The sequence below is a fragment of the Ihubacter massiliensis genome (assembly GCF_024125305.1).
GTDB classification, from domain to species: domain Bacteria; phylum Bacillota; class Clostridia; order Peptostreptococcales; family Anaerovoracaceae; genus Hominibacterium; species Hominibacterium faecale.
The window spans coordinates 3,189,188-3,203,127 of the sequence record NZ_JAMXVH010000001.1 but is presented as its reverse complement, the minus strand read 5'-3'; the positions used below and the strand labels follow the sequence as shown (position 1 = coordinate 3,203,127).

The following is a 13,940-nucleotide window of genomic DNA, read 5'->3' as shown; positions in this document are numbered from 1 at the left end:
GCAATCGCACTTTTATCGCTGGAAAACATCATCGTAAATGCCGCTCTGCATTATCTCCAGCGATAAAATCAGCAGCTGCGGGATTCATCCATGCTGCGGGCCCCTTATACAAACCTAAAGGCACTCCTGAACACTCTTGCCCCTTAGTTCTTCAAAGGCTCGGAAGGGTCTCGCCACATGATCACTGCATCTTCACCGTTATCCTGATAGTATCCTTTGCGCAGTCCTTCTTCCTTAAAATTAAATTTGCGGTAAAGTCCTTTGGCCGCTTCATTGGAGCTGCGGACTTCCAGCGTAAAGCGCTTGATGCCCTGGCCCTCGGTAAACTCGATCATCACGGCAATGATGGCCGATGCGATATGTTTTCCCCGATGTTCTGGCAGCACTGCCACATTGGTAATGTGCCCTTCATCGATCACCAGCCACATACCGGCGTAGCCGACGATCTCTCCGTCCAGCTCCGCAATCACATAGAAGGCCAGTTTGTTTTCTGTCAGTTCCTGGCGGATCGATTCCCGGCTCCAGGGGGTGGCAAAGCAGATTTCTTCCAGTCTTGCAATGGCGTCGATATCCGTTTCATCCGCCTGTCTAATTACTAAATTATTCATGTCTCTTCTCTTCCAATTTCCGTTCTGCTTCTGCCTTGCGCATATAGTTGGGCTTTAATTCCTCGCAGCATACGGCCTTACCCTGCATAAACAGATCCTTAGCCACACGGGCCACCGAGTCTGCCGATTGGAGACGGCACTCCTTGGGCGCCAGCTCTGCATCGTCAAAATAATCTCGATAAGCCTTGGTGCCGTCGCCGAAAAACATTCTCTGTCCGCCCAATGCATTTACTTTGTTTAAAAATTCTTCAATCATATAGGGCGCACCTTCAACAGCTTCCTTAATTTTCCCGTCCTGCCAGCGATAGGCGCCGGCATAGACCTGGCTCCTCCTGGCATCGAAAACCGGGCAGATCAATCCCGTGTATTGGGGCATGTGATAGGCAAAAGTCATCAATGTAGGAACCGCGATTGCTTTGATATCCAGTACTTGTGCCAGCGCTCTGGCAGAAGACACGCCGATGCGGATTCCGGTAAAGGACCCGGGTCCCTGGGATGCCGCCACAGCTGTTAGGTCAGACAGTTTCAAACCATTTTCTGCAAGAAGCTCTTGAACCATTGGCATCAGGTTTTGCAGGTGGTTCAATACGCCTTCTGATTTTTTCAAAATAACATGATCCGCTTCGTCGATAATCGCTGCCGATGCGTGCGCTCCGGTCGTTTCCAACGCTAAAATGTACATTGATATATCCTTTCTCCCTCATTTTTACCATATTGGATAAAGATCGTCTTTGCTTCCGGGGGAATCAAGTCTTCGATCACGTCCGCCCATTCGATGACGCATACGCCGTCTCCATAAAAATATTCTTCATATCCCAGCTCGAACATTTCATCCGGGTCTCCGATCCGGTACACATCAAAATGATACAGCGGCATCCTGCCGTCGTGATATTCCTGTACAATGGTAAAGGTTGGGCTGGTAATGGTTTCTTCAATGCCAAGGCCCTTTGCGATATACTTGGTGAGGGCCGTCTTTCCAGTGCCCAGATCGCCGATGAGCGCGATCACATCGCCCTTTTGGGCTTCCCTCCCCAGCTGCAGCCCGAATTCTTTTGTTTCTTCTTCGTTTTTTAAGGTTATTGTTCTCATATCCATTTATTCTACCACAAGAAAAGGGAAATTGAAAACTCAATTCCTTGAGATGTATGTTAAAATAGAAGAAGAATATAAAGGAACGGGGAAATGATGATGCTTCAGAGAGAAGATATTAGCTTTATTCCAGACACGCCTACCGCGGTGCGAGCCTATAATATTACCGATTATCCTCCTCATTGGCACGATGATTGCCTAGAGGTAATTTTTGTACTGAAAGGCCAGGTGCAGGTTTTGGCCAGCTATGACCGCTTTCAGCTGCAAGAGGGAGATTACGTCGTCCTCAATGAAGGTGATATCCATTATCTCCATGGAAACGGGGATAATTTGGTTATATCTTTATATATTGATCTTCTGCAATTTGAGGATCAGCAGCCATACATCCGATATTTGAACTTTATCTGTGAAAGCTTTAATACCAACAGCATGCAGGAGAAGTACGTGCCCGAATTAAGAAAGCTTTTAGTAATGGTTATTGTGGAAGCGGCAAAGAACGACAAGGAAATCGACAAAATCAATGAAAACATGAGGCAAATTATGGAGCTCCTTGTCTATAAATTTGATATGGCTCATTATTATAACGGACGGGATATTGCGGAAGACCAGCTCCAGAGATATCATAGGATTATGAAAGAAATTGAGGAGGGGTATGAAGAGAAGGTCAGTCTGGAAGCGCTGGCGCAGAAGGAGTTTATCGGCAAAACTTATATCTCCCAATTTTGGAAGAAGATGACTAATATGAATTTTACTGAATACCTCAACTCCAGGAGAAGTGAAATGGCGGAAAAGCTTCTCTTTACTACGGAAAAAAGCATTAATGAAATTTCTCTATACTGCGGTTTTTCCGATCCGAAATATATCTATAAGAGTTTTAAAAAGTGGTATGACCGCACACCGTCAGCCCATAAAAAAGCTTACCAGGAATATATGCAGCGGGGAGCATGTTTTGAAGAATATGATGGAACACAGCTCTTGGGCAGTTTTGGCCGTGATCTCATTGATTCCTTCATGGATGAAGAAAAATCCTATTTGATCCACTCCGCGGATTTGTCCCATAACTGGAAAGAAAAATATGAGTACCAGATGAGAAAGTACACTGGCAGCAGAATAAAAAAAGAAATGATCCGAGAAAGCCACCAAGCGCTGGGACTACGGGAAATCTATATGCCTCTGCTGGATAAAAACGCGGCCGGGCTCAGAGATGGAAAAATAACGTATGATACCGAGTTTGTAGAAAATATTTTTCGAATCGTCAGAGAAATGTCGTATGTCCTCTGCATTGAGATTCGATTTGAGGAGCGGAGCGCAGAGGAATGGGAACAGATTATTACAGGCTTTGCCTCTTCCATACAGCATCAAGAAGGAAAAGAAGCCTTGAGCCGATGCAGATTCTGCATTTATTTCAGTGAGTTTGAAAAGGATGTGGAGGTAAAAGGCCTGATTGATCGGTTAAAGGGGCACATCGATCCGAAGAATATAAAAATGGCATTGAAGTTCGATTAGGCTGCATAGCTGTTTTTTCGAAACAAAAACTAAAAATTGACAAGGACGTATTTTCGGAGGCCGACCGAAAAGGCGTCCTTGTTTTTTTCTTCCCGGAAAAAAGAAAAAAGGTCAAGGATAAAACCGACTAAGTTTTGTAAAAAACATAGAATTTGGAGCAATTGATGAACCGGGCCAAATCTCTTAAGATAAAGAAAACGAATTATTTGAATGATCTGACAGAAAGGAAGAAGAAAAAATGAAATTAATGGTTGTAGGCTGCGGCGGTGTTGGTGAATCAATTATCAAGATTATGAAAGAAAGAGATCCACAGGGCTCTTGGCTGGAAAAAGTTGTGATGGCGGATTATGATCTTGGAAAAGCGAGAGATATTGCAGAAGAGATCAGTGACCCGAGGTTCGTACCGGAAAAGGTAAACGCAAAGAGCAAGCAAGAACTGGTAGCCTTAATTGAGAAACACAAGATTGACTTTGTAATGGATGCGGCGCTTCCGTTTTTAACAAATACGATCTTTGACGCGGCGCTGGAAGGCGGAGCCAACTATTCCAACATGGGCGTATGGACAGTCCCAGAGGATGAACCGAAGTGCTATGGAACAGGAAAGCAGTGCTTTAAAGAGTTCATGGCCGATTATAACTTCAATAAAAACAAGGAGTGGGAAGAAAAAGGCCAGCTGGCTATCATTGGTCTGGGAATCGAGCCTGGTACCATCGACGTCTTTGCCAGATTCGCGGCGGATCACCTCTTTGATGAACTGCACACGATCGACATCAAAGATGGAGCCAACATGGAAGACCCCAACGGCGGCGCGGATGACGTTGCGTTTGGATTTAACGTATGGACCGTGCTGGATGAATGTATGAATCCGAATATCACTTGGTATGATGATAAAGGTTATGTGTGTGATGAGCCCTTTGCAGGCGAAGAAGTCTTTGAATTCCCTGATGGCGTAGGCCCTGTAAAGCTGTATAAAATTGAGCACGAAGAAACCGTATTCATGCCAAGAGTGCTGAAGGAGAAGGGCCTGAAGCGCGTTTCCTATAAAATCGGACTGGACGACAACCTGGTAAGCGCTCTGAAGGCAGTCAACGCGCTGGGACTGAGGAGCACAGAGCCGGTTGAAATGAATGGAACGCTGATTTCACCAAGAGATTTGGTTGCAAAAGTGGCGCCCCAGCCGGACAGCATCGACGACCATGTATTTGGAAAGACTTGCGGAGGAATTTTGTGCGAAGGAATCAAAGATGGAAAACAGAGAAAAATCTTTATGTATCAGAGTACGGACCAGCAGGAATCTTTGAAACGTTTCGGGACACAGGCGGTCGTTTCCCAGACAGGCTTCGGCGCTTCCATCGGAATCGAGCTGGTGGGCAGAGGCATTTGGACCGGAAAAGGCGTTCAGACTCCGGAATGTTTCGACGCGGTACCATATCTGAAGATCATGCAGGAAGCCAATTTCCCATTTGGTATTGTTGAGTACGAATCGGAATATAAGGCGGAAAAAGATCAGAAAGACTTGCAGGCACTGTTCGAAGCGCTATAAACACAAGGAGGAACCTTTATGCATATTCCAAGTCAAGCAGGGGAAGTCCTGCTTGAGAATGAAAACCCGTCATTAAAAAAATCTGCTGTAAAGCTGTCCACCGTATTTTTTCTGCTCTATTGCTATATCGCAGGAGGCTCTTATGGAATCGAGGATATGGTGGGCCAGGCAGGCCCGGGGATGGCAATTCTTCTGCTGGTTCTGCTGGCCATTTTCTGGGGATTGCCCTACGGATTAATCTGCGCGGAAATGAGTTCCACCTATCCGGAAGCAGGCGGGATCTATGTGTGGGTAAGGGAAACGTTTGGAGACTTTTGGGGATATAACTGCGGTTGGTGGTATACGCTGATGGGATTTATCGACACCGCGGTATACCTGGTCCTTGCAGTCAGCTACATAGAGAGCTTTATTGAGATGTCGACGTTAGCCCGGATTGCGCTGATCGTAGCATTGGTCGTTATTTTTACCTATATTAATGTAAAAGGTTTGGAAATGCTGGGGGCCAGCACCATTATTTTGGGTATCATCAGCCTGGTTCCCTTTGCGCTGCTGACAATTATGGGGTTTGTAAACTGGCAGACAAACCCCTGCCTCCCTTTTTTCAATACGGAGAGCGGAGCGTTGGGCAGCTTTGGCCTGGCGCTGGTTGTCGGCATGTGGATGTATTCCGGCTATGAGGCCATTTCCGCCCTGGGAGGTGAGATCGAAGGTGCGTCCAAACTGATTCCAAAAGGGTTGATGCTGGCGATCCCTTTCGTAGCATTGACTTATATTCTGCCGACGGTAGCAGGTATTGCTGGGCTGCCGGAAGGGACCTGGTCCCAGTGGAGCGCGGAAGAAGGGCTTTCCTATGTGGAGATTGGAGGCATGATCGGCGGAAAGCCGCTGATGATTATCTTTGTCATAGGCGCGGTGTTTGCCAACCTTGCGATTTACAACGATTATGTGGCATCCTCCAGCAGAGCGCCTTTTGTTATGGCGGAAGACAGGCTATTCCCCAGATTTTTTATGAAAGTGGATAAAAAGAATGGAACGCCGTATGTGGCGATCTGCGTTGTAACCGCAGCCACTCTGCTGCTGGCGATGATTGGCTCCTTCGATGTCCTGATTGTTATGGATGTTTTCCTTTATATGTTCTGCCTGCTGCTGGTCTTTGGCAGTGCCGTGTATATACGCTTTAAAAAGCCAGATTTACACGGCGAATACCGGATTCCGGTAGGCAAGAAATTATTCTTTGTCATTGCACTGTTCCCGATTGCAATTTGCATCATCGCCCTCTGTACCAATGGGCTCGGAGCTGTGATTATCGGGATTGTTGCCCTTTTATCCGGTCCAATCACTTACTATCTGTTTAAAGAGATGTATGGCGGAAGGGACGGGGAAGGCTATTGTGCCGAGCTGACCATACACACCAAGCTTTGGGCATGGCTGGTTCCTCTGTATGCAGCCTTCCAGTGGAAAAAGCATCGGTACCGCAGCAAGCTTGCGGCCCGGTCCATGGAGCGAATGATGATTCTTAATATCTGCACCTGGATGCTGATTCTGCTGGTGGCAGTCGGCTGTCTCAAATTCGGTTTAATTGATTTGATCATGGCATCGGCATAAAAAAGTGTGAATGACGGGAGCACAGCTCCCTATTCACACATGTCGGCCGCAAGGGCCGACACTTTGCAAGGTACTTTCTTTGAAACTCCGTCAATATCGATTGCATCGATATTTCCTGCGTTATAAAAGAAAAAGACAAGTTCCAACTTTTCTCTTAGTTGAAACTTGTCTTACTGGTCTGAGTGACAGGAATTGAACCTGCGGCCTCGTGGACCCCATCCACGCGCGCTACCAAACTGCGCCACACCCAGCCGCTGCGAATTTCAGATTCTCTTCTATTTTACCACATAAAATCGGATTGACAACCACCAATTTAAAAATACCCGGCAGAATTTTATAATCCGCCGGGTATCTTCTTATATGGACAATTACATGAATCTCTATTTGTGCAGGAATTTAGATATTCTCTTATAAAGGAAGAAGGTCAGCACTGCATTGATCCCTGCCTTTGTAAAATTGAAGGCGATAATAACCGGAATCATGGCCACGACTGCTGATCTTGGTGCGCCCATAAAATACGGTGTAATCAGAATGTTGGCCGGGACCATTATCACTACCATGGCCAGGACTCCGCAAAGAAGTGCAATGATCGCCTTTTTTCTAGTCTTTTCGCCTCTGTAGATAAACCCTGCTACCAGAACAAATGCTCCTGTGGCGATCACGTGCATCAGAATTCCATAAACCCCGCTGGCTGAACTGACCGTAAGTCCCTGAATGACAGAAGTCACCACTGTCAGAAGGAGCCCCGCCCAAGGTCCGAAAGCAAAGGTTCCGATCAGAATTGGAATATCCGCCGGGTCATATTCGTAAAATGCCGTAAACATTGGGATATGTATAAAATATACCAATACAACCGATATGGCTACCAGCATGCCCATCTTGGCCAATTTCACTGAGTTGGACTGTCTGTGTCCGCTTTGATTTAAGTTCTCTCCCATTTTTGCCTCGCTCATTTTTTGATTCCTCCATTTTCTATGAATAAGTTCAGGAATCTGTCAGGTCACTAAAAAACCCTGGAATAAATTCCAGGGCAAAGTCACTAAATACAAGAACCGTATCCGTGTTTCTTTCATCCGGACTATACCGTCGGTACGGGGATCTGACCCGTTCGGCCAAAAAGGCTCGTGGACTCGTAGCTCATGCTCATTACCACCGGTGAGGAATTTCGCCTCGCCCTGAAACAGATTTGTTTTTACGATAATATTATAGTGGGAAATCGGGGCGTTGTCAAATTTTTGTTGTAAAATGCGTTTTAATCCCCCTATTGATCCGCCTTTACAATTCTTTCTCCGGCCACCGCATTCCATTCATCGATTTGCCGATAGACCCGATCCTTAAAATCATCGGATACCCATAGTAGATAACGGGGCGAACCGGGGGTGGCCTGATAATATGCGGCCACGGTTCTCATTTTCTGTTCCCTCCCATCCTCAAATTGTGTAACGCCGTCCACACTGTCCTCCGGATCAGAAGAAAAGGTCATGGTCACCTCATTTTTCATGGGTTTTCTTTTAAAGGTCCTGCTCCACATAGAGCTGGTACAGTGAATAACCTCCGCCAAATATTCATACTGTTCATTTTCCGCCACCAGCTCGGCTTCCCCATAGAGACCTTCGTATGACGGTCCGCTAAAAGTCAAGTTATACTTAGTAGGTGTTTTTTTATCCTGCACCACCGAAACCTTTACCTCTTCATAGGACATGGGCGTTTCCACCAGCTGCATAAAGATCGATAGCCCCGTCCAAAGGCCTGCCAAAAGCGCTGTAATAACAGCCAGGATCACATACTTTTTTCGGATTTTCTTTTTTATTCTCTGTAAAGCGCTTTTCCCTTCATCAGCAGTGATGGGAGCCTCGACCGGCATGTTCATTTGTTCGAATATTTTTTTACAATCACTGCATTGCGCCAGATGCTCATCCACAAGCTTTTGGCTCTCCTCACTGCAGATACCGTCCATATACAGCGGCAGCAAATCTCTTACTGTTTTGCATTCCAATCTATTCATGCTGTTCCTCCTCCAACCTTTCCTGAATCTTCACTTTGGCCCGATAATAAATCACTCGGGCCCAGCCTTCGCTTTTGCCGAAAATTTGCCCAATTTCTTTAAACGGCAGTTCGCCAAAGGTCCGGACAGAAAAGACCTCTTTGTACGGCTCCTCCATATGATGAAGGATTTGATAAATTTGCAGGGCGCTTTCTTTTTTAATAAAATCCGCCTCTGTATCCGTTCGGTCCGGCTGCTCCAGATCCAGCTCTCCAGCCACATGTTTATCTTTCTTTAATTCTCTTAAATAAGTATGCTTGGCGATTTGGCAAAGCCACACGCGCAGATCGCAGTCACCACGAAAAGAATCGATTCCCTTGAGCGCTTTGAAAAAGGTTTCCTGCGTGATTTCTTCCGCAGTCTCTTTGCTTTGGCTCAAAGCAAAAATATATTTATAGACGTCTTTAAAATATTGATTGTAGATTTCATCAAAATGCTTCACCATCTCACCTCTTTAGCTATATGACTCCTCAGACGGAAAAACGTTACAGCTTTTTTAAGCATACCACAAAATTTTTCGTTCATTAATGTTTCTTTAATCTTCCCGTGGTTTAATAAACACATAATCAAGAAGCATATAAAGGAGGGAGTAATATGAATACAGGTATCGCAAGGAAAGCCACTGCCATCATTCTGACGCTGGCTATGATCATGACCATGGGAATCTTTACTACCGGAACCGTATCCGCCGCCAGTTCGTCGGCGCCGAAGATCGAAAAAATCAAGTATGACGGCAAAGGAAAAGTCGAAGTTGATTTTTATGGTAAGGTCAAGTATAAAAAAGTCAAAGTAACGGTCAAGGACAATTCCGGCAAGAAGTATAAGGCTTCTATCCGGGACAAGGATAATGATGAGCTGGAATTTAAAATCAAAAAATACAAAAAGGGGAAAAAATACACATTCACTATTAAAGGTATCAAAAAAGCCAAGGCATCAAAATACACTTCTGTGAAGGGAAAAGTAAAAATTCCGGCAGCCAAATCGGCAAAGAACAATATTAAGATGAAAGACATTGACTACGACTACGAAGATCAGGAAGTAAGCTTTGATTTCAAAACCAAAGTGCAATGGAAAAACCCAAAAGTTAAGATTACAGATTCCAATGGAAACTCTTACAGCACCAGGATCACCGATAAGGACAGCGACGATCTGGAAGTATGGGTCGGCGGTTTGACCTACGGCGAGAAGTATAACTATTCCATTTCCGGGATCAAAGCAAAAGGAGCATCTTCCTATACAACGATTAAAGGCACTTTTAGAGCGATCGATGATTAGTCGTACATGATAAACATAGAGAGGCCGGGCATTGCATGAAGCTGAAGCAAATCACTTCTTTCATGCAGCGCCCGGTCTCTTTGATTGCCGGGAGTCATGCCCGGCAGCGGATGGATTAATTTCTGCGACGTCCTGGATTGCGTTTCCGCTTTCCGTCTCTTTTTTTCTTTTTAGCAGGTGCTGCAGCCCAGTGGGGCTCCTGACTGATCTCCGTGATTTCATCGCCCATCTGCATCTGCAAAAGCGCTGCGGCCAAGTATTCAATGGGGTAGCCGCTTTCCTTCGCTTTCTTATGGAGCATGCTGCCGGTCAGCTGCAGATTATGGCCTTCGGCCAATCGGACTGCCTGATTGAGAATTTTATCCGATTTCTGCTTCATAACCGATGTGGCCGACGGCAGAGTTCCCTTGGCCAGCCGGGTTTTGCAGTAGCCTTCGATGCTCCGCAGCTTATAAATCTCTTTTCCGACCACAAAGGTAAAAGCCTTGCCTTCCTTACCCGCGCGGCCGGTGCGGCCGATCCGGTGGACATAAGCCTCTTCTTCCTGGGGGATGTCATAATTAAAGACCGCTTCCACATCATCCACATCCAAACCTCTAGCCGCCACGTCGGTTGCTACCAGAATGTTTGCCTTGCCATGGCGGAATTGGGCCATAGCCGCGTTTCGCTGACCCTGACTCAAATCTCCGTGGAGCGGTTCTGCAGGGTACCCTTTTCCTTTCAGCTCTCCCGACAAGGCATCGGCTCCCCGCTTGGTTTTGCAGAATACCAGCGCCCGCTTTGGGTCGTGGACATCCAGCAGGCGGCACAGGGCCTCCGTTTTATCCTTGCTTTTCAGCTCGAAATAAAACTGCTCGATCAGGGGAATAGTCAGTTCTTTTTTGGTAATTTTAATCAGAGCTGCATTCCTTTGATATTTCTTTGTAATATTGAGAATAGCCTGGGGCATGGTAGCGGAAAACAATACGGTCTGGCGCTCCTGCGGCGTATCCTCCAGGATCGTTTCAATATCCTCGCGGAATCCCATATTGAGCATTTCATCGGCTTCATCCAGCACCACCGTTTGGATTCCGTCCAGTTTTAAGGTCCTGCGCCGCATATGATCCATAACTCGTCCCGGCGTGCCGACGACGATTTTTGTTCCGCTTTTCAGCATCTGTATCTGTTTTGACATATCCTGCCCGCCGAAAACGGGAGCAATTTTTACGCCCTTCATATATTTAGAAAACCGCCGCAATTCTTCCGTAGCCTGGATGGCCAGCTCCCTTGTGGGGCATAAGACCAGGGCCTGAACGCCGCTGCTGTCCGGCTGGATTTTCTGGATCAGCGGAATGCCGAATGCCGCGGTCTTTCCCGTACCCGTCTGCGCCTGGCCGACCAGATCTTTGCCTTCCATCATCACTGGGATCGCCTTCTGCTGGATGGGTGTCATCTGCTCAAAACCCATTTCCGCCACTGCATGAAGAATTCCCTGATTAAGTCCCGATTGATTATAATTCATTTGTTCCATTCAAATACTCTTATCTTTCCTTTTACTTACAAACAAGAAAAGCCGGCGCTCGTTTACTGGAGCGTCGGCTTCTTTTTTACGATTCTTAATTAGTATACGCTATAATTGCCGTTCAAGTCAACTATTTTCTTCTTCGTCCGCTGCTAGGCGGAAGATTGCTTCTGCGTAAATTTTGGCCATAGCTACAAGGCTTTCCACAGCTAGGCATTCGTTTTTCTGATGCCCCAGCTCCGGCTCACCAGGAAACCTGGCGCCAAAGGCGATCACATGCTTCATCGCCCTGGCATAGGTGCCGCCTCCGATCACCAGCGGCCTGCTGTTTTCATCACCAGTCTGCCTTTTGTAGATATCCATGAGCGTGGCGATCATGGGATCATCCTCAGGAATATAGATCGGTTCCTCGTGCTTTTCCTTGACAATGCCCAGATTATAGCGATCCAGCACCGGCATGATGCTTTCATAGACCGCCTCATCGCTGGAGGTCACCGGGTAGCGGACATTGATGGTAAAGGATGCGGCCTGAGTGGACACCGCCGCCATCCCCACATTGAGCACCAGCTTGCCCGACGGCTCATCCGAAAAGCCGCAGCCCAGGGATTGACCATCCAATTCATAACCAATGTAGGTATTATAAAACTCGATTAATTCATTGATATCATCGCTGGCAAAGTTCAGGTTTCCCAAAAAATCCATTAAAATAGAGATGGCATTCTCGCCCTGCTCCGGCTTGGCGCCGTGGGCGGAGACGCCTTCTGCCGTAATCTCCAGGCTCTTGCCGATGCCTCTGCATTTCAGCTTCACCTGATGCTGCTGGCGAAAAGCCGCCGCCTTTTCCTTAATCGTCTCATAGCCTCCGCCCGCCGTATCGCGGACCACGGCTCTGGCATGGTCCGCAACCATGTTGGCTGCGTTACCGCCGCTTAGGGAGCGGAGTTCCAGCCCTTTGGAAGCGCTGCTGCCAAACTTTTTGGCAATTTCAAAAACCAGAATGCCCTTTTCCCCATGAATGGCTGGAAAATCGCCGTCAGGCGTAAATCCGTAGTCAGGCGGTGCCACCTTCTCCAGGTAATATTTCATCCCTTTCCAGTTGGTCTCTTCGTCCAGCCCCAAAATCAAGCGCACGGTATCTTTGAGAGGTACGCCGCTGTCCTTCACCGCCTTCATGGCATAGAAGGATGCCACCACCGGACCTTTATCGTCCATCGTACCCCGGCCGTAAATCTTTCCATCCACGATCTCGCCGCCATAGGGATCGTAATCCCAATCCGTACCTTCCGGAACCACATCCAGATGGCCGACAATTCCCATGACGTCGCCGCCGTTTCCAGGCAAGTCGATATGTCCCCCGTAATGGTCCGCATCCTTCACTGCAAAGCCTTCAGAAGTTCCTTTTTCCAGCATATAGGAAAAGGCCTGCTCAACGCCTTCCCCGAAGGGATATTGGCCTTCCATCTCTTCGGCCACGCTTTTTATTTGAACAAGCTCCTGCAGCGTCTTGATCATCTGTTCTTTGTTTGCTTCTATGTTACTGATTATCGATTGCAAGTATTCCATTTGCATCCTCCCTGGCCTGCTTTGCCCTGGACAAATGTCCCGAGGCCGCCAAAGCCTCGTTGTCCTTCAGCCCGTCATCCAGCGGAACAACCGCATAGACCTGTTTACCGTCAGAATAATACTTATCTACCCAAGTGGGCACAGCACTCATGGAAATCTGGCTGATTCCACTGCCTTCCACATATGTAAGATCCACCTGGGCGATCACACCCTGCTCTGTGTAACGATTATTCAACGTTTCTGTCCTCTGGTTAGAAATAAAATTGCCCATGCTGTAAAAAACCGGCACCTTTTTCTCCGAATCGCCGGCCTTAAGCCAGGCAGTTTCCTGCAGCACGTGAGGATGGGAGGCAAAAATAATATCTGCACCCAGATCGGCCGTCATCTGTGCCAGTTCTTTCTGATGCTTATTGGCGGACTTCTGATACTCTTCTCCCCAATGGTAATAGGCTGCGATCACTTCCGCTCCTGCGGCTTTGGCTTGATCAATGGCTTCCTTGATCTTCTCGCCATCTTCTTTCAGCGTGTTGAAGTTAAAGGAATTGATGCGGGCCGCCACTTCATCGGAAACTGCGCTGCCGTTGATGGAAACGCCTCCGCTGCCTGATCCGGTTTCATAAGTAAACGCTACAATGCCCACTTTGACACCCTTCACGTCCTGAATCAGATACCGTTCATCGGCCTCTTCTTTCACGCTGCCAACTGTCGGAAGCTGATTCTCTTTAAGTACTTTCAGAGTCCGCAGTATTCCGTCCAGGCCTTTATCCGCCATATGGTTGTTGGCGGTAATCGCCACATCAAAGCCTGCATTTTTCAACGAAGTCGCAAGGGCGTCGGGTGAGCTGAAGTTAGGGAAACCCGAATAGGGCTTGCCCGCGAAGGTTGTCTCCACATTGCACAACGCCAGATCAGCCTCCTCAATATATGATTTTACATATTGAAAATTGTTGTCGTAATTATATTCTTTTTTATCCGAGTCATAAGCAGCATTGGTTTGGGGGTTGTGGGACATAATGTCGCCCACACATAGAATGGAGAGGGGAATCTCCTTTGGCGGCGCTGTTTCTCCAGCCGGAGAGCCGGCAGGCACTGCACCCGATATTTTTGTCCAGGCTAAAAGAATAGCCAGCCCTAGAAAAACCAGGGCCAGCGCGCTAAAGACTCCTATTTTTAATTTGTTTGTCTTTTTTTCCATGTTCTCTTCCG

13 protein-coding genes, 1 tRNA gene and 1 riboswitch are annotated in these 13,940 nt (G+C 47.2%); of the genes, 4 read left to right on the top strand and 10 right to left on the bottom strand.

Translation table 11 applies throughout. The features are described from left to right. Positions 1 to 143 precede the first annotated feature (143 nt). The 3 genes from rimI to tsaE are packed head-to-tail and all read right to left on the bottom strand — an operon-like array spanning position 144 to position 1,703. Positions 144 to 608, bottom strand: a complete 465-nt coding sequence (gene rimI / locus NIA71_RS14855) for a ribosomal protein S18-alanine N-acetyltransferase (RefSeq protein ID WP_253020815.1) — start codon at positions 606 to 608, stop codon at positions 144 to 146. After that, complete coding sequence (gene tsaB / locus NIA71_RS14850; protein WP_148397002.1) at positions 601 to 1,290, bottom strand: tRNA (adenosine(37)-N6)-threonylcarbamoyltransferase complex dimerization subunit type 1 TsaB; 690 nt, start codon at positions 1,288 to 1,290, stop codon at positions 601 to 603. Before tsaB ends, rimI begins: the two co-directional genes overlap by 8 nt. Beyond that, complete coding sequence (gene tsaE, locus NIA71_RS14845) at positions 1,278 to 1,703, bottom strand: tRNA (adenosine(37)-N6)-threonylcarbamoyltransferase complex ATPase subunit type 1 TsaE (RefSeq protein WP_415270804.1); 426 nt, start codon at positions 1,701 to 1,703, stop codon at positions 1,278 to 1,280. The genes tsaB and tsaE overlap by 13 nt, the downstream gene beginning before the upstream one ends. Before the next feature lie 87 nt (positions 1,704 to 1,790). Here tsaE and NIA71_RS14840 point away from each other — a divergent pair, with 87 nt between their 5' ends. From NIA71_RS14840 to NIA71_RS14830, 3 genes are all read left to right on the top strand, one after another. After that, positions 1,791 to 3,203, top strand: a complete 1,413-nt coding sequence (locus NIA71_RS14840; protein WP_253020814.1) for an AraC family transcriptional regulator — start codon at positions 1,791 to 1,793, stop codon at positions 3,201 to 3,203. A 238-nt stretch (positions 3,204 to 3,441) separates the two neighbouring features. Further along, complete coding sequence (locus tag NIA71_RS14835) at positions 3,442 to 4,746, top strand: saccharopine dehydrogenase family protein (RefSeq protein ID WP_253020813.1); 1,305 nt, start codon at positions 3,442 to 3,444, stop codon at positions 4,744 to 4,746. A gap of 18 nt (positions 4,747 to 4,764) precedes the next feature. Continuing rightward, positions 4,765 to 6,351: an APC family permease gene (locus NIA71_RS14830; RefSeq protein ID WP_148397005.1), complete on the top strand. Its 1,587-nt coding sequence runs from the start codon at positions 4,765 to 4,767 to the stop codon at positions 6,349 to 6,351. A 174-nt stretch (positions 6,352 to 6,525) separates the two neighbouring features. On the opposite strand, the gene NIA71_RS14825 is transcribed toward NIA71_RS14830, so the two are convergent. The 4 genes from NIA71_RS14825 to NIA71_RS14810 form a co-directional block, all read right to left on the bottom strand. Continuing rightward, positions 6,526 to 6,602 (bottom strand) — tRNA-Pro (locus NIA71_RS14825). A 129-nt stretch (positions 6,603 to 6,731) separates the two neighbouring features. Beyond that, positions 6,732 to 7,304: an ECF transporter S component gene (locus tag NIA71_RS14820; RefSeq protein WP_253020812.1), complete on the bottom strand. Its 573-nt coding sequence runs from the start codon at positions 7,302 to 7,304 to the stop codon at positions 6,732 to 6,734. A 104-nt stretch (positions 7,305 to 7,408) separates the two neighbouring features. Further along, positions 7,409 to 7,538, bottom strand: a riboswitch (FMN riboswitch). A gap of 74 nt (positions 7,539 to 7,612) precedes the next feature. Continuing rightward, positions 7,613 to 8,356, bottom strand: a complete 744-nt coding sequence (locus NIA71_RS14815) for a zf-HC2 domain-containing protein (protein WP_253020811.1) — start codon at positions 8,354 to 8,356, stop codon at positions 7,613 to 7,615. Then, positions 8,349 to 8,840 (bottom strand): RNA polymerase sigma factor, encoded by a 492-nt coding sequence (locus NIA71_RS14810; protein WP_290446012.1) that lies wholly within the window; start codon positions 8,838 to 8,840, stop codon positions 8,349 to 8,351. The genes NIA71_RS14815 and NIA71_RS14810 overlap by 8 nt, the downstream gene beginning before the upstream one ends. 149 nt (positions 8,841 to 8,989) lie before the next feature. Here NIA71_RS14810 and NIA71_RS14805 point away from each other — a divergent pair, with 149 nt between their 5' ends. Then, positions 8,990 to 9,670: a hypothetical protein gene (locus NIA71_RS14805; protein ID WP_253020810.1), complete on the top strand. Its 681-nt coding sequence runs from the start codon at positions 8,990 to 8,992 to the stop codon at positions 9,668 to 9,670. A 115-nt stretch (positions 9,671 to 9,785) separates the two neighbouring features. On the opposite strand, the gene NIA71_RS14800 is transcribed toward NIA71_RS14805, so the two are convergent. The 3 genes from NIA71_RS14800 to NIA71_RS14790 form a co-directional block, all read right to left on the bottom strand. After that, the gene (locus tag NIA71_RS14800; protein WP_148397008.1) at positions 9,786 to 11,180 is read right to left on the bottom strand and encodes a DEAD/DEAH box helicase; all 1,395 of its coding nucleotides are present in this window, start codon (positions 11,178 to 11,180) and stop codon (positions 9,786 to 9,788) included. A gap of 117 nt (positions 11,181 to 11,297) precedes the next feature. Further along, complete coding sequence (pepV, locus tag NIA71_RS14795) at positions 11,298 to 12,734, bottom strand: dipeptidase PepV (RefSeq protein ID WP_253020809.1); 1,437 nt, start codon at positions 12,732 to 12,734, stop codon at positions 11,298 to 11,300. Continuing rightward, a complete protein-coding gene (locus NIA71_RS14790) occupies positions 12,706 to 13,929 on the bottom strand; it encodes a CapA family protein (protein ID WP_148397010.1) in 1,224 nt (407 codons plus the stop codon). The genes pepV and NIA71_RS14790 overlap by 29 nt, the downstream gene beginning before the upstream one ends. Positions 13,930 to 13,940 lie beyond the last annotated feature (11 nt).

Excerpts from the sequence above, each read along its gene's own strand:
- NIA71_RS14805 (WP_253020810.1), top strand. The coding sequence starts at position 8,990 with ATGAATACAGGTATCGCAAGGAAAGCCACTGCCATCATTCTGACGCTG.
- NIA71_RS14835 (WP_253020813.1), top strand. The coding sequence starts at position 3,442 with ATGAAATTAATGGTTGTAGGCTGCGGCGGTGTTGGTGAATCAATTATC.
- pepV (WP_253020809.1), bottom strand. The coding sequence starts at position 12,734 with ATGGAATACTTGCAATCGATAATCAGTAACATAGAAGCAAACAAAGAA.
- NIA71_RS14790 (WP_148397010.1), bottom strand. The coding sequence starts at position 13,929 with ATGGAAAAAAAGACAAACAAATTAAAAATAGGAGTCTTTAGCGCGCTG.
- NIA71_RS14820 (WP_253020812.1), bottom strand. The coding sequence starts at position 7,304 with ATGAGCGAGGCAAAAATGGGAGAGAACTTAAATCAAAGCGGACACAGA.
- NIA71_RS14800 (WP_148397008.1), bottom strand. The coding sequence starts at position 11,180 with ATGGAACAAATGAATTATAATCAATCGGGACTTAATCAGGGAATTCTT.
- rimI (WP_253020815.1), bottom strand. The coding sequence starts at position 608 with ATGAATAATTTAGTAATTAGACAGGCGGATGAAACGGATATCGACGCC.
- NIA71_RS14830 (WP_148397005.1), top strand. The coding sequence starts at position 4,765 with ATGCATATTCCAAGTCAAGCAGGGGAAGTCCTGCTTGAGAATGAAAAC.
- tsaB (WP_148397002.1), bottom strand. The coding sequence starts at position 1,290 with ATGTACATTTTAGCGTTGGAAACGACCGGAGCGCACGCATCGGCAGCG.
- NIA71_RS14815 (WP_253020811.1), bottom strand. The coding sequence starts at position 8,356 with ATGAATAGATTGGAATGCAAAACAGTAAGAGATTTGCTGCCGCTGTAT.
- NIA71_RS14810 (WP_290446012.1), bottom strand. The coding sequence starts at position 8,840 with ATGGTGAAGCATTTTGATGAAATCTACAATCAATATTTTAAAGACGTC.
- tsaE (WP_415270804.1), bottom strand. The coding sequence starts at position 1,703 with ATGGATATGAGAACAATAACCTTAAAAAACGAAGAAGAAACAAAAGAA.
- NIA71_RS14840 (WP_253020814.1), top strand. The coding sequence starts at position 1,791 with ATGATGATGCTTCAGAGAGAAGATATTAGCTTTATTCCAGACACGCCT.